We start from the raw sequence: 21,965 nt of genomic DNA on the forward strand, positions 1-21,965 counted from the left end.
ATCAGCGGATCAGGAAATCTTCCACCGATTTGCCGTTGGCCAGGGCCTGGGTCAGCCAGCCCGGACGCTTGCCACGGCCGGTCCAGGTATTGCCCGCGCTGTCACGATAGCGCACCGGCACCTTGCGCGCGGCCTTCTTGCTGGCCACGGCCTTGCCGCTGCCAAAACCAAGATCGTCGGCAGTCAGGCCATATTGTTCGATTTTTTCGCGAATATCGGCAATCACAGCCGCCTGCTCGCGCGACTTGATCTCTTCCGCCTGCTTCTGCAGTTCGCTGATTTTCTGAACGATTTCCTGATAGGTCGCCATTTCCAAGCCTCGATTTATAGATGGGTCCGCGAATAGTCGTGGGCATTATAACCGCTGGACCTGGTACTGCAAATCCCTTTTCCGCGCTGGGGGCTAATTTGCGAAAAGTCTCAAATCACTTAATCCCCTGAACTTTTATCGGGGTGAACTGTCGCCCCCCGGCATTTGCCGAGGGGCATTCCCGGTAACGCCAGGGCGAATACCCGGGCGGTCAGGATATCCATCGATACCACAGGGCCACGTACGGACGCGCGTACAAAAGGCGATGATATTCAGCGGGCGCTGAACGGCCCTGCCGGCGCGTTTCGGATTCTGCTGCATTTCGGACAATTCGCCTGTTTCAGGCGGATGTTTTGTGCAACGCATCCGGTGCATATGTGCAGTGTATGTCACCGCATTTTGCGCATTCGCCTGGGGTCCCTTATCCACACCGGGAATTCCATTTGCCAGTTGCCTCAAGGATGGTTGAGACCGCGCCGTTATCGTGTCTTGAGCAGGCTGCCAGGGGTGTCCGCCTGCCGGACCGGTGCCGGGAGGGCGCCGGGTTTCCTCCTTTTCATTCAGCGAATCATGTCCTTTCACAACGATATTCAGATCAAGACACTTTTGCGGGGCGCCATGGTCGTGCTGACCGCAATCCTGCTGCTCGTTGGCGGGGCTGGGCTGCATGGCATCTCGCAAACCAATGATGCGCTGAAGGAAACCTATTCGAACCAGCTTGCCTCGGCGCTCTCGCTGAGCGAGGCGATGCTGGGCACCACCCGGCTGCGCCTGGCGCTGGACCGTGGCGTGATGCCCGGCAGCGAGAACGACGACATGAAGAAGCACGTGGAGCGCTCCATGGTTTTCGTGGAGTCGTCCAACGCCGGCTGGAAGCGCTATTCGGCATTGCCCCAGGGCGATGAGGAAAAGACCCTCGCCACCCCGCTGGCCGCCACGCGCCAGGCTTTCTTCGAGAAGGGCGTGACCCCGCTCCAGCAGGCGCTGGTCGCCGGCAACCGCGAGGAGGCCCTGCGCCTGGCCCGCGACGTGCTGCCTGACCTCCAGCGCGCGATGTCCGCGGCGCACGAGAAGCTCGAGAAATTCCAGATGAACGTGGCGAAGGGCAGCTTCGAAGCCGCCCAGGCCCGTTTTGAGAACATTCGCCTGTTGTCGATCGCCCTGATCCTGGCCGGTATCGTGGTGGCCTTCATGGCGGCCGTGATGCTGAACCGTGCGATCGTGCGCCCGGTGGAGGAAGCGCTCGACGTGTTCGAGCGCATGGCGCGCGGCGACCTGACTTCGCGCATCGTCAGCATGTCGAAGAACGAGGTCGGCCGGATGATGCAGGCGCTGGCGAAGATGCAGGAGAGCCTGTCGGGCATCGTCGCGGAAGTGCGCGGCGGCACCGATTCGATTGCCTCGGCCACGCAGCAGATTGCCGCCGGCAACACGGACCTGTCGCAGCGCACCGAGGAACAGGCGTCGTCGCTGGAGCAGACCGCGGCCAGCATGGAGGAGCTGACCACGGTGGTGCGCCAGAACGCCGACAACGCGCGCCAGGCTGGGGTGCTGGCTGGCGAGGCGTCGCAGATCGCCATGAAGGGCGGCGACGTGGTGGGCCGCGTGGTGGATACGATGAACGAGATCAACGGCGCCTCGCGCAAGGTGGTCGAGATCATCGGCGTGATCGAGGGCATTGCCTTCCAGACCAACATCCTGGCGCTGAATGCCGCCGTGGAAGCGGCGCGAGCCGGTGAGCAGGGCCGTGGCTTTGCCGTGGTGGCCGGCGAGGTGCGCAGCCTGGCGCAGCGCAGCGCCAACGCCGCCAAGGAAATCGAGACGCTGATCGGCGAATCGGGCCAGCGCGTGGAAAGCGGTACGCGTCTGGTGGCCGAGGCCGGCCAGACCATGGGCGAGATCGTCCAGGCCGTGCGCCGCGTGACGGACATCATGAACGAGATTGGCGCGGCGTCGCAGGAGCAGACCACCGGCATCGAGCAGGTGAACCAGGCCGTGAACCAGATGGACCAGGTGACGCAGCAGAACGCGGCGCTGGTCGAGGAAGCGGCGGCAGCCGCCGGCGCGCTCGAGGAACAGGCACAGAAGCTCAAGAACGTGGTGTCGGTGTTCACGCTGGGTGGCGAGGACGGCCGTCGCGCCGCCGTGCCGGCCCCGCTGCATGCCGCGCCGAAGCTGGCCATGTCGTCGCCGGCCCCGGCCCCGACACGGGCCGCTGCCCGCCCCGCCAGCGCGCGGCCGCCGGTGGTGCGCAAGTCGCGCGAGGCTGCGCTGGTGCGCCCGCAGTTGTCGGCAGCCGGGGGTGCCCCCGCGGCCTCGCGTGCGGACGACGATTGGGCGGCGTTCTGATCGTCCCGATCCTCGTTCGAAGCAAGCGCTTGACTGTTCACATGGCGGAGACAGGATGCCGTGATGCGGGCTGCCCGATGGCCCGCATCGAGGACATGCCGGCATCCGTGCCCGCCACCAACGCGCCGCCCCCATGACTGCCACGAGTTACAGCCTCCTGCTGCTTGCGTCCGTGCTCGGCCTTGCCGCCGCGCGCTGGCGCCGCACGGCTTCGGGCGACCGCACGCCGGGTCGCAAGGTCGCGCGCAGCCTGACGTGGTCGGCGGCACTGATGTCGCAGGCCACGCTCGGCATGCCGGTCTGGGTGGCCATCGCCTCCGGCACGCTCACCGCCGCCAATGACGGCGTGAAGATGGCCGCCACGTTCGTGGCCACGCTGGCGGCGACGGCGATCGTCGCGCAAGTGATTCCCCCCATCTTCCATTGGTTCCGCCAGGGCCGGCGCGGCTGGGGCGTGGCCGTGGCGCTGGCGATGGCTTCGGGCGCCGGCCTGGTGGCCGTGGCCGGCGCGCGCCTGGGGCGCGTGTGCGGCGGCACGGCGCTGAGCGCCCGCGCCTGCGTGGAAGCCACCGGACTGCCCGCCCCCGCCTGGCTGGCTGGCGGCCTGGCGCTGCTCTGCGCCGCGATGTTCGCCGTGCACCGTGCGCAGTCGCGCGGCTGGTTGCCCGTACCGGCTGGCGTGGAGCCGGCCCTGGCGGGCGAGGGCATCGACGAACTGCCGGCCGGCATGCTCTCGCGCCAGGACCAGCGCGCGGGGCGGCGCGGTCCGCCGCGCATTCCCGGCCTGACCGTGCGGCCCGCCGCGCGTGGACAGGCCCCGGTCGGCGAGTACAGCGTGGCCACCGACCTGCCGGACCGCAACGCGTTCGCGCGCTGGCTCGACCAGACCATCGCCCATGCCCGGCTCTCCGAGACCGGCTGCGCGGTGCTGCTGATCCATATTGCCGATTTCCGCGAGGTGGACGAAGTATTCGAGGTGCGCGCCGACGACATCCTCGCCCAGGACGCCGGCGCGCTGGCGCAGGCCGCGCTGGAGCCGCACGATTTCCTGGCCCGGCTGGCGCGCGACGAATTTGCGGTGGGTGTACCGGAACTGGTGCAGCACAGCCGGGCCCATGAACTGGGCTCGCGCGTGCTCGGTTCCCTGGCCGAGTTCGTGGCGGCGCGGGGCCTGCAGATGCAGATCGGCGTGAATATCGGCATCGCCATCTATCCGCGCGACGCGCAGACCTCCGAGGCGCTGATGCAGGCCGCCCGCGTGAGCCTGGCGGAGGCGCGCGAGAGCGGCTCCAACCAGGTGCGCGTGTTCAATTCCGCCGCCGGCGAGCGCGCGCGCCGCATGCGCGTGATCCGGCGCGACCTCTGGCTGGCCATCCAGGACGATGGGCTGAAGCTGATGTACCAGCCGAAGTTCGATGTGAAGACCCGCCGCGTGGTGGGCGCCGAGGCGCTGTGCCGCTGGCGCCATCCCACGCTGGGCGCCGTCAATCCGGCCGAATTCATCATGGTGGCGGAGCAGTCGGGCCAGATCGACAAGCTCGACGACTGGGTCATCGCCACGGTCTGCGCGCAGGTGCGCCAGTGGCACGACGCGGGGCTGCCCATCGTGCCGGTGGCGATCAATGTGTCCGGGCTGCGTTTCGCGAGCCGGAATTTCCCGCAGTACCTGCTGGAGCAGATCCACCAGCACGACATCCCGCCCTCGGCCATCACGCTGGAGATTACCGAGACGGCGGCGATGAAGGACATCGGCAAGTCGCTGGAGACGCTGGCGGAGCTGCAGGCGCTGGGCATCCAGGTGGCGCTGGACGACTTTGGCAGCGGCTATTCGAGCCTGGGCTACCTGAAGCGGCTGCGCGTGGGCACGCTCAAGATCGACCGGACGCTGATTGGCGGGCTCGATACGGACCCGCAGGGCCGCGCGATCGTCGGCTCGATGGTGGCGCTGGCGCACGAACTGCGCATGAAGGTGGTGGCGGAGGGCGTGGAGTCGAACTCGCAGCTGGACATCCTGCACGGCATGGGCTGCGACGAAGTGCAGGGCTTCCTGATGGCGCTGCCGCTGGAGCCCTCGGCCTTCGCCGATACCCTGTACGGCGCCGAACCGCTGCGCGCCTGACACCGCGCCAGTCTCCCGGATTAGAGGCTTCCCTCTAATTGGCGTGTTGTTGCCTCAAATCCGTGCGCGAACGGGACGTTATGCTGAAGACAGGGCAGTGGCACGCGTACCGCGTGCACACGGCTGGCCCGTCCGTCGCCAGCCGCCTGGGCGCCCGCGCGCCCGTTGCACGCACGCAGGCGGACCAACTTTTACCCCCGGAGTCCCCCCAATGTCCCTCCCGAGCATTCTCGTCGTCGACGACTCGCCTTCCCTTCGCCGCATGATCGGCGCCTGCCTGCGGGCTGGTGGCTACACGGTGACGGAGGCCGCTGACGGCAAGGAAGCCCATGAGGTGGCGCTGGAAGGGCGCTTCGGCATGCTGGTGACCGATCAGGTGATGCCCGGCATGGACGGCCTGACGCTGATCCGCGCGCTGCGGGCGTTGCCGGCCTATGCCGGCGTGCCGATCCTGATGCTCTCCACCGAGCACGACGACCGCATCCGCGACCAGGCCCGCGAGGCCGGTGCGTCCGGTTTCCTGGCCAAGCCGTTCGATCCGGACGAGCTGATGGCGTCGGTGGAAGCCCTGCTGACCCCTCCCACGGAGGGGTAATGTCCGGGTCCATGTCGCCCTTCATTCACCCCGTTTGATGCCGTAAATACTGGAGGGCCATAGCAGGTGTCCGGCGTGTGCCGGCTGCCTCTGGCCGCATATTGTGGGTCGCAAATCGCGGGTCGCCACAAGCCAAGGGGCACGGAACCCCGGCCTCGACCCATCCAGCCAGCGGGGGCAACCATGAATACGAGCATCAACAAGGCAGACGGCGCGGGTGAGGAATTCCTCGCGTTCCGCCTGGGTCGCGAAGAGTACGGCATCGACATCCTGAAGGTGCAGGAGATTCGCGGCTACGAATCGGTGACGCAGATCGCCAACGCGCCCGCCTATCTGAAGGGCGTGATCAACCTGCGCGGCACCATCGTTCCCATCATCGACCTGCGCATCAAGTTCAACCAGGCCGAGGTCAGCTACGACCAGTACACCGTGGTGATCATCGTTGATCTCAATCAACGCACCACCGGCATCGTGGTGGACGGCGTGTCAGACGTGCTGACGCTGGCGCCGGCGCAGATCAAGCCCGCCCCGGCGCTCTCCGGCGGCGTGGACACCGAATACATCCGCGGGCTGGGCTCGCTCGAGGGCCGCATGCTGATCCTGGCGGACATCGAGAAGCTGATGAACATCGACGACCTCGCCGCCATCGACGCCGCGGCCAGCAGCCACTGACCCCCCACTTCACACCGGCCTACGGCGCGCACGCCTGACAAAGCGCGCTGGCGCCCACGGCATTTACGCAGCAACGAGACATGCGCAACAACCAGCCTGTAACCCAACGCGAGCACCTGCTCTCGCCGAACGACTATCTGATTTCGCGAACCGATCTCAAGGGACGGATCACCTTCGCCAACCGGGCGTTCATCGAGACCAGCGGCTTCACGGCGGAGGAACTGCTCGGCGCGCCGCATAACCTCGTGCGCCATCCCGACATGCCGCCGGAGGCGTTCGCCGATCTCTGGCGCGCCCTGGAGGCCGGCCAGTCCTGGACCGGCCTGGTCAAGAACCGCCGCAAGGACGGCGACCACTACTGGGTGCTGGCCACCGTCACGCCCACGCGCGTGGCGGGCCGCGTAGTGGGCTACACCTCGGTCCGGGCGATGGCCAGCCGGGAGCAGATCGATGCCACCGCCGCGCTGTACCAGCGCTTCCGGGAGAACCGGGCGCGCGGGCTGGCGATTCGCGATGGCGCCGTGGTGCGCACGGGCCTCGCCGGGCTGTTGGGCCGCCTGACGCGCGTGGACCTCAAGCGCCGCATCCTCTGGGCCCAGCTGGCCGGCCTGGTCTGGTTCCTGGCCGCCGCGGGCGGTGCGCACTGGCTCGCGCCGGAGGCCGCGGCGCAGCTGTGGCCGTGGCTGTGGGGCGCCTTCGGGCTCGCCGTGCTGTCCTCGTTCGCGGCGGGCTCGATGCTGGTGACGCGGGTGGAGCGCCCGGTGGGCGAGATGCTCGACTTCGCCCTGCGCATGGGCGCGGGCGACCTGACCACTGGCTTCGACCACGAATCGAACGATGAAATCGGCGCGCTGGCCCGGGCCATGCGCACCATGCAGCGCAGCCTGCTGTCCGTGGTGCACGACATCCACGAAGGCATGGCGAACATTTCCACGGCCACGCACGAGGTGGCGGCCGGCAACAACGACCTGTCGCAGCGCACCGAGCAGCAGGCGGCCTCGCTCGAGGAAACCGCCTCGAGCATGGAGCAGCTGACCAGCACGGTGCGCCAGAACGCCGACAACGCGCGCCAGGCGACCGGGCTGGCTGCCAATGCCTCGGACACCGCCGTGCGCGGCGGTGACGCCGTGGGCCGCGTGGTGCAGACAATGGACGAGATCAACGCGGCCTCGCGCAAGATCGTCGACATCATCGGCGTGATCGAAGGGATCGCCTTCCAGACCAACATCCTGGCGCTGAACGCCGCCGTGGAAGCAGCCCGGGCCGGCGAGCAGGGTCGGGGGTTTGCCGTCGTGGCGGGCGAGGTGCGCAGCCTGGCGCAGCGCAGCGCCAACGCGGCCAAGGAAATCAAGGGCCTGATCGGCGACACCGTGGCACGCGTGGAGAACGGCGCGGCGCAGGTGAGCGACGCGGGTGCAACCATGGACGAGATCGTGCAGGCCGTGCGCCGCGTGACCGACATCATGGGCGAGATCAGTTCGGCATCGGCGGAGCAGAGTTCTGGCATCGAACAGGTGAACCAGGCCGTGGCGCAGATGGACGAGGTGACGCAGCAGAACGCTGCGCTGGTGGAGCAGGCCGCTGCCGCGGCCGGCGCACTGGAAGAACAGGCCAACCGGTTGCGCGAGTCGGTATCCACCTTCCGCGTCAGCTTGCAGGCCGAAGTCCGGCCGGCGCGCCCGCGCAAGGGCCTGCCGGCGCCGGAAGTGGGGAGCGGAGCCGGGTACGCAAGTATCTGAACGTCAAGACGCCACGGGCACAACGTGGCGCCAGGAACGGGGTAAGAGCGGCCTTGCGGCCGCGATAACAACGCGGGAGGCGGCAACCGATGCCCATCCCGGTCTTTTTTGACAGAAGGGGGTAGTTCTATGCAGTGGTTCAATCAACTGCGCGTTACGACCAGGCTCATTGCCGGCTTCCTGGTCGTTTCCGTAATCGGCGCCATCGTCGGCCTGCTGGGCGTTGTCAATATGGGGCGCATGGCGGAATGGACCGGCAAGATCTACAACAGCGACCTGCAGGCACTGAAGGCCGTGCAGGACGGCAATATCAACCTCGTCTACGCCAGCCGCTCGCAGATCGCGCTGCTGTCCGCCTCGACGATGGGCGAGCGCGCCACCGAGCGCGAGACCATCGAGAAATCGCTGGCCGCCATGGAGTCGCGCGTGAAGGCCGCCAAGGACTCGTTCTCGGCGCCGGAAGGCCAGGCAATGGTCAAGCAGTATGAAACGCTGCTGCCGGCCTTCCGCGAGCGCATGGAGAAGTATGTGGCGCTGGTCGGCAAGCAGCCGCTGGACACGTCGCAGTTCGAGTCCACCGTGTTCACCGAGAGCGCTGACCTGCTCAAGGACAGCCGCGCGCTGGAAGACGTGCTGTTCAAGATGGTCAAGCGTCGCGACGAGCGCGCCAAGGCCAATATGGACGAATCGACCAGCGTCTATAACAGCTCGCGCGTGCTGATGCTGATCCTGGTGGTGGGTGGCCTGGGGCTTTCCGTACTGCTGGGCTGGTTCCTGGCGCGGCAGCTGTCCAAGCAGCTGGGCGGCGAGCCCGACTATGCGGCGTCCATCGCCTCGCAGATCGCCGACGGCGACTTCTCGGGCAAGGTGGCGCTGCGCAACGGCGACCGTGGCAGCCTGCTGCTGGCCATGAGCCAGATGCAGGAGCAACTGTCGTCGATGGTGCGCGAGTTCAAGGAATCGGCGGAATCGATCGGCACGGCATCGCGCGAGATCGCGGCTGGCAACAACGACCTGTCGCAGCGTACCGAGCAGCAGGCAGCCTCGCTCGAGGAAACCGCCTCGAGCATGGAAGAGCTGACCAGCACGGTGCGCCAGAACGCCGATAACGCACGTCAGGCCAGCGGGCTGGCCGCCAATGCCTCGGAGACCGCCGTGCGCGGTGGCGAGGTGGTGGGCCGCGTGGTGCAGACGATGGACGAGATCAACGAGGCCTCGCGCAAGATCGTCGACATCATCGGCGTGATCGAAGGCATCGCTTTCCAGACCAACATCCTGGCGCTGAACGCCGCCGTGGAAGCGGCGCGTGCCGGCGAACAGGGCCGCGGCTTTGCCGTGGTGGCTGGCGAGGTGCGCAGCCTGGCGCAGCGCAGCGCCAACGCGGCCAAGGAAATCAAGGGCCTGATCGGCGACACCGTGGCGCGCGTGGACAACGGCGCGGCGCTGGTGGGCCAGGCGGGCACGACCATGGGCGAGATCGTCCAGGCCGTGAAGCGCGTGACCGACATCATGGGCGAGATCAGCGCGGCCTCGGCCGAGCAAAGTTCGGGCATCGAACAGGTGAACCAGGCCGTGGCGCAGATGGACGAGGTGACGCAGCAGAACGCGGCGCTCGTGGAGCAGGCCGCGGCTGCCGCGGGCTCGCTGCAGGATCAGGCGATGAAGCTGCAGGATTCGGTGTCGGGTTACAAGCTGTCGCATGACGATGCGGCGACGACGGCGCCCGCGCTGGGCCTGTCGGCCGCGCCTGCGGCGCGTTCGGTGGCCCGGCCCGGCGTCAAGGCGGTAACCTCGGCGAAGGGTGCCAAGGCCCGTGGCGCGCGTAACAAGGCGGCTGGCACGGCGCTGGTCGTGGCGGGTGCCGGTGCGGCGGCAGCGGAAGCCGCCGACGACACGGAAGCGGCCGAGCCGAAGCTGTTGCGTCCGTCCGCCACGGCGGCCGGTAATGGATCCGACAACGGCGACTGGAGCGCATTCTGACCGGCCTCACGCCGTTCTGACTGCCGTGCCCAGTCGCGCCGTGCGCCCCGGCTGCAGCGTTGTAAAAGCTGCGCCGGGGCGCGTTTGCATGCGATGACATCATGACTACCGATATCAACCTGTCGCTGTCGGCCGAAGCCACGGCAAGGCTGCGCGCGGATTTCGACGCCTTTGTAAAAGTTTCCACTGGCATCGACCCGCAGTTCGTGCCGCCTGCGTTCGACGACTTCCTGCGGGCGCGGCTGATGCAGCAGGACGGCCCGCTGACCGAGCGCGCCGTGATGCGGCTGCTGGCCAGCGGCGAATACGGCTGGGCCAAGAAGGTCTTCGACAAGCAGCTGCCCAACGCGCTGGCCGCGCTGATGCGCGACGCCCAGCGCTTCGGCTTCGGCCTGGCCATCCAGCCCGACTGGACGCCGCAGCAGCGCGTGGAGCACGCGCGCGAGTGGGCCACGCAGATCCTCACCGAGGCCGGCGCCGACGCCGCCTTCACCGAGGCGCTGGCTGCGCAGATTTCGGCGTCGGCCATCGACATCCGCACGCTGGAGGAGCGCATGCGTACCCCGGCGTGGCGGATTGCCGACAGTCTTCGCCAACGCGCGTATGACGTCATGTATGCGTTACAGACCGAGCAGAGCGAGGCGCTGGGCCGCAGCAAGGTGGGCGAGATGCGCGCGCTGCTGGGCCTTGCGCTCGAGTACGGCTCGGTCAGTGCCGACGAAGCCGCGCGCATGCTCGAGCAAGTGGAGCGGGCGCGGCCGCAGCTGTTCCGTGAGGCGCCTGACGACGTCTTTGCGCGGCTTGCCGCATGGCTGCGGCGCGTGTTTAGCCAAGGCGCGCTGGTTCGTCAATAGTGGAATCTGCTGGCCTCCGTCTGGCCATGTCATGTCCACCGCACAAGGCGTGTATCCGTTTGGTACACGATGCGTTACGTGCTTGAACGCGCTTGATGTAAACCACAAGCAGGCGCGTGCTGGTGTTACAAATTCGGCGGGCCATGTCTTTTCCGTGCGACATTTGCCGGACCCCAACTCAAGTAGGGATTGGCATTCCGGGCCGATTGCCGATATAAACGTAACAGTTTCACTTACACTCTGTAACAGATGTAACGTTTCAGAGAGAAGGTGTAACCGGGCGAAGTTCTTTCGTAGTACGTCGTACCCATCGAACACGCACTAAACGATCTGGTCGCCGGCCAGTGTCCCCAGGGACACGAAGCCGGTAAGCGCCGGACAAGCGGTCGAAGGGTTTTGGTAGCGGGGAAAAATTGGAAAGCAGTGAAGTTCTCCAGGAGATCAGGGAGGTCAATCTCGCCTATCTTCTGCTCGCGCAAAGACTGGTGCGCGAAAACCAGGTGGAAGCCATGTTCAGGCTTGGCGTCAGCAAGGAAATTGCCGACATTCTTGCCAAACTGACCTCGGCGCAACTCGTCAAGCTGGCAGCATCGAACATGGTGCTGTGCCGTTTCCGCTTTGACGATCATGCGCTGCTATCCACGCTCACCCACACGGCCAAGAGCCACGATATGCAGCAGATCCACGCTGCTATCCTGCTGGCCCGGCAACCTGTGGAGTCGCTCAATTGACCGCGCTCCTACAGGCCCAGCCGGCCCGCAGCTTTACGGCCACCCCTGCCCCCAACCGGAAAAGCGTCCTGCAGGACGCGAACCAGACCCAGCTCGCCATCGAGCTGATTGGCCTGGGCGCGCGCCTGCAGGTGCTGGAAGCCGAGACCACGCTCTCGCGCGACCGGTTGATCCGCCTCTACAAGGAGCTGCGGGGCGCGTCGCCGCCCAAGGGCATGCTCCCGTTCTCGACTGACTGGTTCACCACCTGGCTGCCGAATATCCATTCGTCCCTGTTCTTCTCCGCGTACCAGTTCATGGTGCAGGAAGGCGAGACGTCGGGCATTCGTGCCGTAGTGGCCGCTTACCGTCTGTACCTCGAGCACGTTTCGCTGCTGGGCGGCGAAATTGTCTTAAGTTTCACCCGTGCCTGGACGTTAGTACGGTTTTTCGAGAGCAATATGCTGCAGCTTTCCTCGTGCACATGTTGCGGCGGACAGTTCGTGACGCACGCTTATGAGCCGCACGCGAACTTCGTGTGCAGCCTGTGCCGTCCGCCGTCGCGTGCTGGGAAAGTGAAGAAGCTCTCGAAGGACGCCGCAGCCACGCTGACCGAAGCCTGATTCCATCGGGCCAGATGTCCGCGCGGCAATCGGGCTCCCCGGGACGGGTGAGCGGTGACCCCGCTCGCCCCTACAGGATGCCCGTGCGTGCCTGACGCGTGTTTTTCAGACGGGGATCCGATCGTGCTAGTAGTTATTGGCTATGTCGTCGTGGTGGCATCGGTGCTGGGCGGTTATGCCATCACCGGCGGCCACATGGGCGCGCTTTATCAACCGGCGGAGCTCATCATTATCGGCGGTGCCGCCTTGGGCGCCTTCGTCAGCTCCAACAGCGGCAAGGCCATCAAGGCCACCATGAAGGCCATGCCGATGCTGCTGCGTGGCTCGAAGTACAACAAGGAGTTGTACCTCGACATCATGGCGCTGCTGTACGTGCTGCTCTCCAAGGCCCGCCGCGAGGGCATCCTGTTCCTCGAGAAGGAAATCGCCGACCCGGCGGCCAGCAGCGTGTTCAGCCAGTATCCGCGCATCCTGGCCGATGCGGTGATGATGGAATTCCTCACCGACTATCTGCGCATGATGGTCAACGGCAACATGAACGCCTTCGAGATCGAGGCGCTCATGGACCACGAAATCGAAACGTACCGCCACGAGGCCGAGATTCCCGCCCATGCGCTGTCGCGCGTTGGCGACGGCCTGCCCGCCTTCGGCATCGTGGCCGCGGTGATGGGCGTGGTGCACGCGCTGGCCTCGGCAGACCTGCCGCCGGCCGAGCTGGGCGCCCTCGTGGCCCACGCCATGGTCGGCACGTTCCTCGGCATTCTGCTTGCGTACGGCTTCGTCTCGCCGCTGGCCTCCCGCGTGGAGCACCAGGTGTCCGAGAGCGTGAAGATGTACGAGTGCATCAAGGTCACGCTGCTCGCCTCGCTCAACGGCTACGCGCCGCTGGTGGCGGTGGAATTCGGCCGCAAGGTCCTGTACTCCACGGTGCGGCCGTCGTTCCTCGAGCTCGATGACCACGTCCGCGAAGTCAAGAGCCTGACCTGACCGGAGAGACGTCATGAGCAGCGCCCAGGATCTGCGCCCGATCGTCATCCGCAAGGCCAAGTCGCATTCCAAGCCGCATGGCAACCACAGCTGGAAGATTGCCTACGCCGACTTCATGACGGCGATGATGGCCTTCTTCATGGTGATGTGGCTGCTGAGTTCGGTCTCGCCGAAGACGCTGGCGGGCGTGGCGGAGTACTTCCGCACCCCGCTCAAGGTGGCGATTGCCGGCGGCGACAAGAGCAGCCTGTCGAAGAGCGTCATTCCCGGCGGCGGCAAGGACGTGCAGGCCAAGGATGGCGAAGTGATGCGCGCGCAGACCAACGATCCGTCGGACGCCCAGCGCCGCCGCGACCAGCTGGACACCGAGCGCCTGCGCGCCCTGAAGGGCCGGCTCGAGCAGATCATCGAGAACAACCCGGTGCTGCGCCAGTTCCGTCCGCAGCTGTTGCTGGACATCACGAGCGAAGGGCTGCGCATCCAGATCCTGGATACGCAGAACCGGCCGATGTTCCGCACCGGCAGCGCCTCGGTGGAGCCGTACATGCGCACCATCCTGCGCGAGATCGGCCCGGTGCTGAACGAGATGCCGAACAAGGTGAGCCTGTCCGGCCACACCGACTCGGCCACGTACATGATGGGCGAGCGCGCGTACAGCAACTGGGAACTGTCGGCGGACCGTGCCAACGCCTCCCGCCAGGAGCTGATTGCCGGCGGCATGCAGGAAGGCAAGGTGCTGCGCGTGCTGGGCCTGGCGGACACCATGCCGCTGGAAAAGAACGACGTGCTGGCCCCGGTGAACCGCCGCATCAGCATCGTGGTGCTGAACAAGCGGGCCCAGGCGCAGTTCGAATCCGAAAACGCGAGCGCGGCCGAAGTGTCCGTGCAGGCGCAGAAGGGCCGTGCCGCAGAGGAACTGCAGGCACAGGTGGAGCAGGCGCAGGCGGCCTCCGCTCCGGCGGCCAGGCCGTCCGGCAGCGGCGCCGCCGGCAAGGGCAAGATCGAATGAGGCGTGCCGCCCGTGACAGGGCGGCACATCTTCCAGAGCAATTTAGCGAGTCAGGACGGTCATGTCTGTCGATATCGATATCACGCAGTTTTATCAGACCTTCTTTGAAGAGGCGGAAGAACTGCTCGTGGAAATGGAGCAGCTGCTGCTCGGGCTGGACATCGAGTCCCCCGATTCGGAAGAGCTGAACGCCATTTTCCGTGCCGCGCACTCCATCAAGGGCGGCGCCGCCACCTTCGGCTTCGCGGCATTGACCGCGACCACCCATATTTTCGAGAACCTGCTCGACCGTACGCGTCGGCGGGAACTGGCCCTCAACCGGGTCATCATCGACACCTTTTTGGAAACCAAGGACGTGTTGCAAGATCAGCTCAACGCCTACCGTAACGGCACCGAACCCGATCCGGAAACGCTGGCGCGCATCTGCGCCGTCCTGCAGCAGCTGGCCGAGGAAGCCGGCGGCGAGCCGGGCCATGCGCCGGTGGCCGCTGCCGCTCCGGCCCCCGTGGCCGCCGCACCCGCTGCCGGTGGTGGCGCTGGTAACCTGAAGATCAGCCTGCTCAAGGTATCGGCCGGCGACCAGGCGCTGCTGCGCGAGGAAATCGCCAACCTGGGCGAGATCACCGGCCAGCAGGAAGCCGACGGCGACCTCGTCATCTGGCTGAACAGCCAGTGCAGCGCCGATGACATCATCGCGGTCTGCTGCTTCGTGATCGACGACAAGCAGATCACCGTGGAAACCGTGGACGGTGGCGCTGCCCCGGCCGCCGCGGCACCCGCGCCGGCCCCGGTGGCCGCGCCGGCACCCGTGGCCGCTGCCCCGGCTGCCGCCGCACCCGCCAAGGACAAGGAAAAGGCCAAGCCGGCCGCCGGCGCTGCGGCGCCGGATTCCGGCTCGATCCGCGTGCCGACCGAGAAGGTCGACCAGATCATCAACCTCGTGGGCGAACTGGTCATCACGCAGTCGATGCTGGCGCAGACCGCCTCCTCGCTCGACCCGGTGCTGTTCGACCGCCTGTTCTCGGGCATGGGCCAGCTGGAGCGCAACGCGCGTGACCTGCAGGAAGCGGTGATGTCCATCCGCATGATGCCGATGGACTACGTGTTCTCGCGCTTCCCGCGCCTGGTGCGCGACCTGGCCAGCAAGCTCGGCAAGCAGATCGACCTGGTCACGTTCGGCAAGGCGACCGAACTCGACAAGAGCCTGATCGAACGGATCATCGACCCGCTGACCCACCTGGTGCGCAACAGCCTGGACCACGGCATCGAGACCCCGGAAAAGCGCGTGGCCGCCGGCAAGGAGCCGACGGGCCAGCTGATCCTCTCCGCGCAGCACGCGGGCGGCAACATCGTCATCGAAGTGAGCGACGACGGTGGCGGCCTGAACCGCGAGCGCATCCTGGCCAAGGCGATCCAGAACGGCCTGCCGGTGTCCGAGAACATCAGCGACGAGGAAGTCTGGCAGCTGATCTTCGCGCCGGGCTTCTCGACGGCCGAGGTGGTCACCGACGTGTCCGGCCGTGGCGTGGGCATGGACGTGGTCAAGCGGAACATCCAGGAAATGGGCGGGCACGTGGAAATCGCGTCGCGCCCGGGCAATGGCACCACCACCCGCATCGTACTGCCACTGACGCTGGCGATCCTGGACGGCATGTCGGTGCGCGTGGGCGAGGAAACCTTCATCCTGCCGCTGAACTGCGTGATGGAGTCCCTGCAGCCGAAGTCCGAGGATGTGCACACCGCCGCCAACGGCGAGCGCGTGATGAATGTGCGTGGCGAATACCTGCCGCTGCTGGAACTGCACAAGGTCTTCAACGTGACCGGCGCGCTGCAGGAGCCGACGCAGGGCATCGCCGTGATCCTGGCCGCCGAGGGCAAGCGCTTCGCGCTGCTGGTGGACCAGCTGATCGGCCAGCACCAGGTGGTGCTGAAGAACCTCGAAACGAACTATCGCAAGGTGCCCTGCATCTCGGCCGCCACGATCCTCGGCGACGGCAGCGTGGCCCTGATCGTAGACGTGGGCGCGCTGCAGCGCACCGGCGTGCGCCGCCAGGACGCGGCGGTTGCACAGTAACTGACAGCATAGCGACAGCAAAGGAGCACTGACATGGCCGGCATCGGACACATCGATACTCAGGCGGGCGAAGCCTCTGGCCAGGAATACCTGGTCTTCACGCTCGGCACCGAGGAATACGGCATCGATATCCTGAAAGTGCAGGAGATCCGCAGCTACGAGACCGTCACCCGCATCGCCAACGCGCCCGGCTTCATCAAGGGCGTGACCAACCTGCGCGGCGTGATCGTCCCGATCGTGGACCTGCGCCTGAAGTTCGACCTCGGCAACGTGCGCTATGACCACCAGACCGTGGTGATCATCCTCAACGTGGCGGGCCGTGTGGTCGGTATCGTGGTGGATGGCGTCTCGGACGTGCTGACGCTGACCGGTGACGATATCAAGCCGGCGCCGGAGTTCGGCGTGTCGGTCTCGAACGAGCACCTTACCGGACTCGGCTCGGTGGAAGGCCGCATGCTGATCCTGATCGACATCGAACGCATGATGACCAGTTCCGAGATGGAGCTGGTGGAAGCCGAACTGGCCTGATCGGGCCAGCCGGCAAGATCGCCCAGAAGCCCCATAAGATTTACCCGCCGACCCCCGGCACTCCACGAAGATACACACCATGACGCCGCTCCGTTCTTCCTCCAGCGCCATCGGGAAGCCAGGCGCGGTTGCCGCACCCGCCGTACCGGTGCTGGCGCCGCTGCGCGACGACATGCGTGACTTCCTGCTCACCGAGCATGATTTCGAGAAGGTGCGCGCGCTGATTCACAAGCGCGCGGGCATCTCGCTCGGCAGTCACAAGCGCGAGATGGTCTACAGCCGCCTCGCGCGGCGCCTGCGTTCGCTGGGACTGGCCGATTTCGGCAGCTACCTGGCCCTGCTCGAGTCTGATGATCGCTCCCAGGAATGGGAGTTTTTCACCAACGCGCTAACCACGAACCTGACCTCGTTCTTCCGCGAGGCGCACCACTTCCCGCTGCTGGCCGAGCACGCCAAGAAGGTTGGCCGGCCCTACAGCGTGTGGTGCGCGGCGGCATCGACGGGCGAGGAGCCGTACTCCATCGCCATCACCCTGGCCGAGGCGCTGGGCGACCGCGCGGGTACGGTGCTGGCCACCGACATCGACACCCAGGTGCTGGCCAAGGCCCGCGCCGGCGTGTACACGGCCGAGCAGGTGGGGCGACTTTCGCAGGAACGGCTCAAGCGGTTCTTCCTGAAGGGCACCGGCGCACGTTCGGGCTCGGTCAAGGTGAAGCCGGACCTGGCTTCGACGATCACCTTCGAGCCGCTGAACCTGCTGGCGCCGGAATGGGGATTGCGCGAGAAGTTCGACGCCATCTTCTGCCGCAACGTGATGATCTACTTCGACAAGCCGACCCAGGGCCGCATCCTGGAACGGTTTGCCCCGTTGCTCAAGCCGAATGGCCTGCTGTTCGCCGGCCATTCCGAGAATTTCTCGTATGTCACGCGCGCGTTCCAGCTGCGCGGACAGACCGTCTACGAACTGGCCGGCAAGGGCGGCAGCGGAGGTGCATGATGCGTACGCCCCAGATGCCGGAAGCCATTGCCACCCGCAAGTACTTCGACCGCGAGTTCGGCAAGCAGGCCATCAAGCTGCTGCCGAACGAGTATTACGTGAGCGGCGAGGACGTGGTGCTCACCACGGTGCTCGGCTCGTGCGTGGCCGCCTGTATCCGTGACGAGGTGGCGGGCGTAGGCGGCATGAACCATTTCATGCTGCCGGACGACGAGAACGCCGGGCCGGACCGCATGCTGTCCGCCTCGATGCGCTACGGCTGCTACGCGCTGGAAGTGCTCATCAATGAACTATTGAAGATGGGCGCCCGGCGTGAGCGCCTGGAAGCCAAGGTTTTTGGTGGCGGCGCGGTACTGGCGAACATGACGACCCTCAATATTGGGGATCGGAATGCCGATTTTGTATTGAAGTACCTGAAGACCGAAGAGATTCGCGTGGCGGCGCAAGACCTGCGCGGCCCGCACGCGCGACGGGTGAGCTATTTCCCGCGCAGCGGCCTGGCGCTGGTGCGCCGGCTGACTCGACAAGACGATACGGTAGGCGTGGAACGCGAGGAGCGTGCGCTGGCACGCGCGATTTCCACCTCCACGAAGGCGCCCGTACGAGGCGCAGTGGAATTGTTTACGCGGCAGGCCACGGCAAGGGCGCCGACCTGAAAATGAGACGTAGAGACCAGATATGACCGCCGCGAAGATCAAGGTGCTGTGCGTGGACGATTCCGCGCTTATCCGCAGCCTGATGACCGAGATCATCAACAGCCAGACAGACATGGAAGTGGTGGGCACCGCCCCCGATCCGCTGGTGGCGCGCGACCTCATCAAGCGCCTGAACCCGGACGTGCTGACGCTGGACGTGGAAATGCCGCGCATGGACGGGCTCGATTTCCTCGAGCGTCTGATGCGCCTGCGGCCCATGCCGGTGCTGATGGTGTCGTCGCTGACCGAGCGCGGGTCCGAAATCACCATGCGCGCGCTGGAACTGGGTGCGGTGGACTTCGTCACCAAGCCCAAGCTGGGCATCCGCGACGGGCTGATGGAGTACACGGACACCATCGCCGACAAGATCCGCGCGGCGTCGCGTGCCCGGGTGCGGGCCCCCCGCGCCGAGGGCGCGGCAGAAGGCGCGCCGCCTGCGCCGCTGCTGCGCACGCCGCTGCTGTCGACGGAAAAGCTGATCATTGTGGGCGCGTCCACGGGCGGCACCGAGGCCATCAAGGAATTCCTGATGCCGCTGCCGCCGGACTGCCCGGCCGTGATGATCGTCCAGCATATGCCGGCCGGCTTCACCAAATCGTTCGCGCAGCGGCTGAACGGCCTGTGCCGCATCACGGTCAAGGAGGCCGAGCACGGCGAGCGTGTGCTGCCCGGCTACGCGTACATCGCGCCGGGTGACTCGCATCTGCTGCTTGCGCGCAGCGGCGCCAACTACGTGGCGCACCTGTCGCAGGAAGCGCCGGTGAACCGGCACCGCCCGTCGGTGGATGTGCTGTTCGACTCCGCTGCCGTGCACGGCGGCAAGAACGTCACGGGCGTGATCCTGACCGGCATGGGAAAGGACGGCGCGCGCGGCATGCTGCGCATGCGCGAGGCCGGCTCCTACAACCTTGCGCAGGACGAGCAGTCCTGCATCGTGTTTGGCATGCCGAAGGAGGCCATCGCCACCGGCGGCGTGCATGAAGTAGTGCCCCTGCATTCGATGAGCCAGCGCGTCATGGCGCACCTGGCCACCTTCGGTGCGCGGGCGCAGCGCGTGTAGGGCACAGACCCTGGGCACGCGCCGGGCGCAGTTTTCGTATTTGTTATCCACAACCGTATTGGAGCCGTAAAGTGGACAAGAACATCAAGATCCTCGTGGTCGACGACTTCCCGACCATGCGTCGGATCATCCGTAACCTGCTCAAGGAACTCGGTTTCACCAACGTGGAAGAAGCCGAGGACGGCGCCGCCGGCCTGGAGAAGGTGAAGGACGGCAGCTTCAACTTCGTGGTGTCCGACTGGAACATGCCGAACATGGACGGTCTGACCATGCTGCAGTCGATCCGCGCGATTCCCGAGATCGCCAAGACGCCGGTGCTGATGGTGACGGCCGAGGCCAAGAAGGAAAACATCATTGCTGCGGCTCAGGCTGGCGCCAATGGCTATGTGGTGAAGCCGTTCACCGCGGCGACGCTCGACGAGAAGATCACCAAGATCTTTGAGAAGCTGGGTCAGTAAGAGGGGCACGACATGTCGACGACTCCGACTTTCAGCAATGAATCGGCCGAGCAGATCATCCATCGCATCGGCAACCTTACGCGGATGCTGCGCGATAACATGCGGGAGCTGGGGCTCGACAAGGAAATCGAGCGGGCCGCACAGGCCATTCCTGACGCGCGCGACCGCCTGAGCTACATCGCCGCCATGACCGAGCAGGCCGCAGAGCGCACGCTCACGGCCGTGGAAATGGCGCAGCCGCTGCAGGAAGATCTCGAAGCCAAGGCTAACGCGCTGGACAAGCGCTGGGAAGCGTGGTTCGAGACCCCCGTGGAACTGGGCGATGCCCGGGCCCTGGTGCTCGATACGCGCGAGTTCCTGACCGAGGTGCCGCAGAAGGCCAAGGCCACGGGCAGCCACCTGCTCGACATCATGATGGCCCAGGACTTCCAGGATCTGACGGGCCAGGTCATCAAGAAGATGATGGACATGATCCGTTCGCTGGAGCAGGAGCTGCTGCAGGTACTGATCGACAATGTACCGGCCGAACGCCGCGTGGAAGCACCGCCCACGCTGATGAACGGCCCGCAGATCAACCCCGAGGGCAAGGCCGACGTGGTGTCGGACCAGTCGCAGGTGGACGATCTGCTGGCAAGCCTGGGCTTCTGACGCCGCATCAGGTCAATGGCAGGATGCAACGGGACAATCGCGTCGGGCGATTGTCCCGTTTGTTTTTGGAGACGGCGCGTCGAGCACATCGCTGCGTTCGCTGGCAGAATGTGACCGCTCCCCGGCTTCGCGGTACCGAGCAGGTCCCGGGCCGGGCCTTCGTGTCGTATCACTGCCAGAGGATACCGTCGCCATGCCCGCCGTTTGCCGTACCGTCTTCGCCCGTCACGCTGTTCCGTTCGCCACGCTGGCCTTCGCCGGTATCGCCGCCGCGCAGACGCTGACGGTGCCGCAGGTCTCGCCCCAGGTTGACAGCACCTATACGCGCCTCGAGGCTTCGCCGGTGGTGAAGAAGCTGCTCGACGACGTGAAGGCGGACGACGCCCGCGCGCTGGCCGAACTGAAGACGATGACCGAGATTCCCGCGCCGCCGTTCAAGGAGTCCGCACGCGCCCAGTATTTCGTGTCGCGCCTGAAGGCGCTGGGGCTGGACGATGCGCGCATCGACGCCGAAGGCAATGCCATCGGTATCCGCAAGGGCATCGGCAAGGGGCCCAAGCTGCTGGTCTCCGCCCACCTTGACACCGTATTCCCGCAAGGCACCGACGTCACCGTGAAATCCCGCGACGGCAAGCTCTACGCGCCCGGCATCGGCGATGACACGCGCGGCCTGGCCGTGCTGCTGTCCTGGCTCAAGGTGCTCAACGAAAACAACGTCCGCACCGTAGGGGACATCGTGTTCGTGGGCAACGTCGGCGAGGAGGAACTCGGCAACCTGCGCGGCATGAAGGCATTGTTCCGCGATCATCCCGACATCGACGGCATGATCGGCCTGGAGCCGGGCACCGGCGAGCGCGTGCTGACGCAAGGCACCGGCAGCCATCGCTACGAAATCATGTTCCGTGGCCCGGGCGGCCACAGCTTCGGCGCGTTCGGCCTGCCCAGCGCCATCCAGGCGATGGGCCGCGCGATCGGCAAGGTCAGCGACGTGCGCACGCCGACGGACCCGAAGACCACGTTCACGGTGGGCACGGTGGCGGGCGGCACATCGGTCAATGCGATCGCTGGCGACGCCAGGATGGCCGTCGATATCCGCTCCAACGGCACACCGGCCCTGCTCGAGACCGAGAGGCACATCATGTCCGCCATCGCATCGGGCGTGGCCGACGAGAACGGCCGCTGGTCGCCCGCCAAGGGCAACGAAATCACCTTCCAGGCAAAGCAGATCGGCGACCGGCCGGCGGGCCAGACCGCCACGGACTCGGTCATCGTGCAGTCGGCGGTGCGCGTGATCAAGGCCAACAGCAAGGAAGCGCCCAGCCTGCGCGCCGGTAGCACCGATGCCAATGTGCCGATGTCGCTCGGGATTCCGGCGGTCATCCTCGGCAGTGGCGGCAAGTCGGGCGGTTCCCACTCGCGCGACGAATGGTTCGACCCGACCAACGCCCACGAGGGCGCCCAGTGGGCACTCACCACGGTGCTCGGGCTGGTAGGTGTCGACGGCGTGAGCGAGCCCTTGCTCGCCAGGCGGCCGGCGAAGTAGGGCGCTGCCCTCGGG

At 66.2% G+C, this 21,965-nt stretch carries 20 protein-coding genes; 19 read left to right on the forward strand and 1 reads right to left on the reverse strand.

What is annotated here, in order from left to right:
- Position 1: 1 nt before the first annotated feature.
- Positions 2–310, reverse strand: a complete 309-nt coding sequence (locus tag SB751_RS07185) for an H-NS family nucleoid-associated regulatory protein (RefSeq protein WP_144199831.1) — start codon at positions 308–310, stop codon at positions 2–4.
- A gap of 570 nt (positions 311–880) precedes the next feature.
- Here SB751_RS07185 and SB751_RS07190 point away from each other — a divergent pair.
- The 19 genes from SB751_RS07190 (at position 881) to SB751_RS07280 (ending at position 21,950) form a co-directional block, all read left to right on the forward strand.
- A complete protein-coding gene (locus tag SB751_RS07190; RefSeq protein WP_144199833.1) occupies positions 881–2,659 on the forward strand; it encodes a methyl-accepting chemotaxis protein in 1,779 nt (592 codons plus the stop codon).
- Positions 2,660–2,792: 133 nt separating this feature from the next.
- A complete protein-coding gene (locus SB751_RS07195; protein ID WP_144199835.1) occupies positions 2,793–4,778 on the forward strand; it encodes a putative bifunctional diguanylate cyclase/phosphodiesterase in 1,986 nt (661 codons plus the stop codon).
- Between the two features lie 211 nt (positions 4,779–4,989).
- The gene (locus SB751_RS07200; RefSeq protein WP_144199837.1) at positions 4,990–5,373 is read left to right on the forward strand and encodes a response regulator; all 384 of its coding nucleotides are present in this window, start codon (positions 4,990–4,992) and stop codon (positions 5,371–5,373) included.
- 183 nt (positions 5,374–5,556) lie between these two features.
- Entirely contained in the window at positions 5,557–6,045 is a 489-nt protein-coding gene (locus SB751_RS07205) for a chemotaxis protein CheW (RefSeq protein ID WP_144199839.1), read from the forward strand.
- An 80-nt stretch (positions 6,046–6,125) separates the two neighbouring features.
- A complete protein-coding gene (locus SB751_RS07210) occupies positions 6,126–7,784 on the forward strand; it encodes a PAS domain-containing methyl-accepting chemotaxis protein (RefSeq protein ID WP_211943270.1) in 1,659 nt (552 codons plus the stop codon).
- A gap of 129 nt (positions 7,785–7,913) precedes the next feature.
- Complete coding sequence (locus SB751_RS07215; protein WP_144199843.1) at positions 7,914–9,764, forward strand: methyl-accepting chemotaxis protein; 1,851 nt, start codon at positions 7,914–7,916, stop codon at positions 9,762–9,764.
- A 101-nt stretch (positions 9,765–9,865) separates the two neighbouring features.
- The gene (locus SB751_RS07220; RefSeq protein WP_144199845.1) at positions 9,866–10,618 is read left to right on the forward strand and encodes a DUF4088 domain-containing protein; all 753 of its coding nucleotides are present in this window, start codon (positions 9,866–9,868) and stop codon (positions 10,616–10,618) included.
- 413 nt (positions 10,619–11,031) lie between these two features.
- Positions 11,032–11,349 carry a flagellar transcriptional regulator FlhD gene (gene flhD, locus SB751_RS07225; protein WP_010812713.1) on the forward strand — a complete coding sequence of 106 codons (318 nt, stop codon included), beginning with the start codon at positions 11,032–11,034 and terminating at the stop codon, positions 11,347–11,349.
- Positions 11,346–11,951: a flagellar transcriptional regulator FlhC gene (gene flhC / locus SB751_RS07230; RefSeq protein ID WP_144199847.1), complete on the forward strand. Its 606-nt coding sequence runs from the start codon at positions 11,346–11,348 to the stop codon at positions 11,949–11,951. Before flhD ends, flhC begins: the two co-directional genes overlap by 4 nt.
- Before the next feature lie 123 nt (positions 11,952–12,074).
- Positions 12,075–12,938, forward strand: coding sequence for a flagellar motor stator protein MotA (gene motA, locus SB751_RS07235; protein WP_092295940.1), 864 nt, complete (start codon positions 12,075–12,077; stop codon positions 12,936–12,938).
- A gap of 13 nt (positions 12,939–12,951) precedes the next feature.
- Positions 12,952–13,947 (forward strand): flagellar motor protein MotB, encoded by a 996-nt coding sequence (motB, locus tag SB751_RS07240; protein WP_144199849.1) that lies wholly within the window; start codon positions 12,952–12,954, stop codon positions 13,945–13,947.
- Between the two features lie 61 nt (positions 13,948–14,008).
- Complete coding sequence (cheA, locus tag SB751_RS07245; protein WP_211943269.1) at positions 14,009–16,021, forward strand: chemotaxis protein CheA; 2,013 nt, start codon at positions 14,009–14,011, stop codon at positions 16,019–16,021.
- Positions 16,022–16,054: 33 nt separating this feature from the next.
- Positions 16,055–16,549 carry a chemotaxis protein CheW gene (locus SB751_RS07250; RefSeq protein ID WP_092295931.1) on the forward strand — a complete coding sequence of 165 codons (495 nt, stop codon included), beginning with the start codon at positions 16,055–16,057 and terminating at the stop codon, positions 16,547–16,549.
- Positions 16,550–16,628: 79 nt separating this feature from the next.
- Positions 16,629–17,546 (forward strand): CheR family methyltransferase, encoded by a 918-nt coding sequence (locus tag SB751_RS07255; protein ID WP_144199853.1) that lies wholly within the window; start codon positions 16,629–16,631, stop codon positions 17,544–17,546.
- The gene (gene cheD, locus SB751_RS07260) at positions 17,546–18,202 is read left to right on the forward strand and encodes a chemoreceptor glutamine deamidase CheD (RefSeq protein WP_144200062.1); all 657 of its coding nucleotides are present in this window, start codon (positions 17,546–17,548) and stop codon (positions 18,200–18,202) included. The genes SB751_RS07255 and cheD overlap by 1 nt, the downstream gene beginning before the upstream one ends.
- Before the next feature lie 22 nt (positions 18,203–18,224).
- Positions 18,225–19,301 carry a chemotaxis response regulator protein-glutamate methylesterase gene (locus tag SB751_RS07265; RefSeq protein ID WP_144199855.1) on the forward strand — a complete coding sequence of 359 codons (1,077 nt, stop codon included), beginning with the start codon at positions 18,225–18,227 and terminating at the stop codon, positions 19,299–19,301.
- 71 nt (positions 19,302–19,372) lie between these two features.
- A complete protein-coding gene (gene cheY, locus SB751_RS07270; protein ID WP_144199859.1) occupies positions 19,373–19,759 on the forward strand; it encodes a chemotaxis response regulator CheY in 387 nt (128 codons plus the stop codon).
- Between the two features lie 12 nt (positions 19,760–19,771).
- Positions 19,772–20,407 (forward strand): protein phosphatase CheZ, encoded by a 636-nt coding sequence (gene cheZ / locus SB751_RS07275; RefSeq protein WP_144199862.1) that lies wholly within the window; start codon positions 19,772–19,774, stop codon positions 20,405–20,407.
- 193 nt (positions 20,408–20,600) lie between these two features.
- Complete coding sequence (locus tag SB751_RS07280; protein WP_144199864.1) at positions 20,601–21,950, forward strand: M20/M25/M40 family metallo-hydrolase; 1,350 nt, start codon at positions 20,601–20,603, stop codon at positions 21,948–21,950.
- Positions 21,951–21,965: the final 15 nt, after the last annotated feature.

Source organism: Cupriavidus sp. SIMBA_020 (assembly GCF_046535395.1).
Classification (GTDB): Bacteria; Pseudomonadota; Gammaproteobacteria; order Burkholderiales; family Burkholderiaceae; genus Cupriavidus; species Cupriavidus campinensis.

What these genes read in the sequence shown, in the direction of transcription:
- SB751_RS07255 (WP_144199853.1), top strand. Translation starts at nt 16,629, where the DNA reads ATGACGCCGCTCCGTTCTTCCTCCAGCGCCATCGGGAAGCCAGGCGCG.
- cheD (WP_144200062.1), top strand. Translation starts at nt 17,546, where the DNA reads ATGCGTACGCCCCAGATGCCGGAAGCCATTGCCACCCGCAAGTACTTC.
- SB751_RS07190 (WP_144199833.1), top strand. Translation starts at nt 881, where the DNA reads ATGTCCTTTCACAACGATATTCAGATCAAGACACTTTTGCGGGGCGCC.
- cheA (WP_211943269.1), top strand. Translation starts at nt 14,009, where the DNA reads ATGTCTGTCGATATCGATATCACGCAGTTTTATCAGACCTTCTTTGAA.
- SB751_RS07250 (WP_092295931.1), top strand. Translation starts at nt 16,055, where the DNA reads ATGGCCGGCATCGGACACATCGATACTCAGGCGGGCGAAGCCTCTGGC.
- SB751_RS07220 (WP_144199845.1), top strand. Translation starts at nt 9,866, where the DNA reads ATGACTACCGATATCAACCTGTCGCTGTCGGCCGAAGCCACGGCAAGG.
- motB (WP_144199849.1), top strand. Translation starts at nt 12,952, where the DNA reads ATGAGCAGCGCCCAGGATCTGCGCCCGATCGTCATCCGCAAGGCCAAG.
- SB751_RS07200 (WP_144199837.1), top strand. Translation starts at nt 4,990, where the DNA reads ATGTCCCTCCCGAGCATTCTCGTCGTCGACGACTCGCCTTCCCTTCGC.
- SB751_RS07265 (WP_144199855.1), top strand. Translation starts at nt 18,225, where the DNA reads ATGACCGCCGCGAAGATCAAGGTGCTGTGCGTGGACGATTCCGCGCTT.
- SB751_RS07195 (WP_144199835.1), top strand. Translation starts at nt 2,793, where the DNA reads ATGACTGCCACGAGTTACAGCCTCCTGCTGCTTGCGTCCGTGCTCGGC.
- cheZ (WP_144199862.1), top strand. Translation starts at nt 19,772, where the DNA reads ATGTCGACGACTCCGACTTTCAGCAATGAATCGGCCGAGCAGATCATC.
- SB751_RS07280 (WP_144199864.1), top strand. Translation starts at nt 20,601, where the DNA reads ATGCCCGCCGTTTGCCGTACCGTCTTCGCCCGTCACGCTGTTCCGTTC.
- SB751_RS07215 (WP_144199843.1), top strand. Translation starts at nt 7,914, where the DNA reads ATGCAGTGGTTCAATCAACTGCGCGTTACGACCAGGCTCATTGCCGGC.
- SB751_RS07205 (WP_144199839.1), top strand. Translation starts at nt 5,557, where the DNA reads ATGAATACGAGCATCAACAAGGCAGACGGCGCGGGTGAGGAATTCCTC.
- SB751_RS07185 (WP_144199831.1), bottom strand. Translation starts at nt 310, where the DNA reads ATGGCGACCTATCAGGAAATCGTTCAGAAAATCAGCGAACTGCAGAAG.
- SB751_RS07210 (WP_211943270.1), top strand. Translation starts at nt 6,126, where the DNA reads ATGCGCAACAACCAGCCTGTAACCCAACGCGAGCACCTGCTCTCGCCG.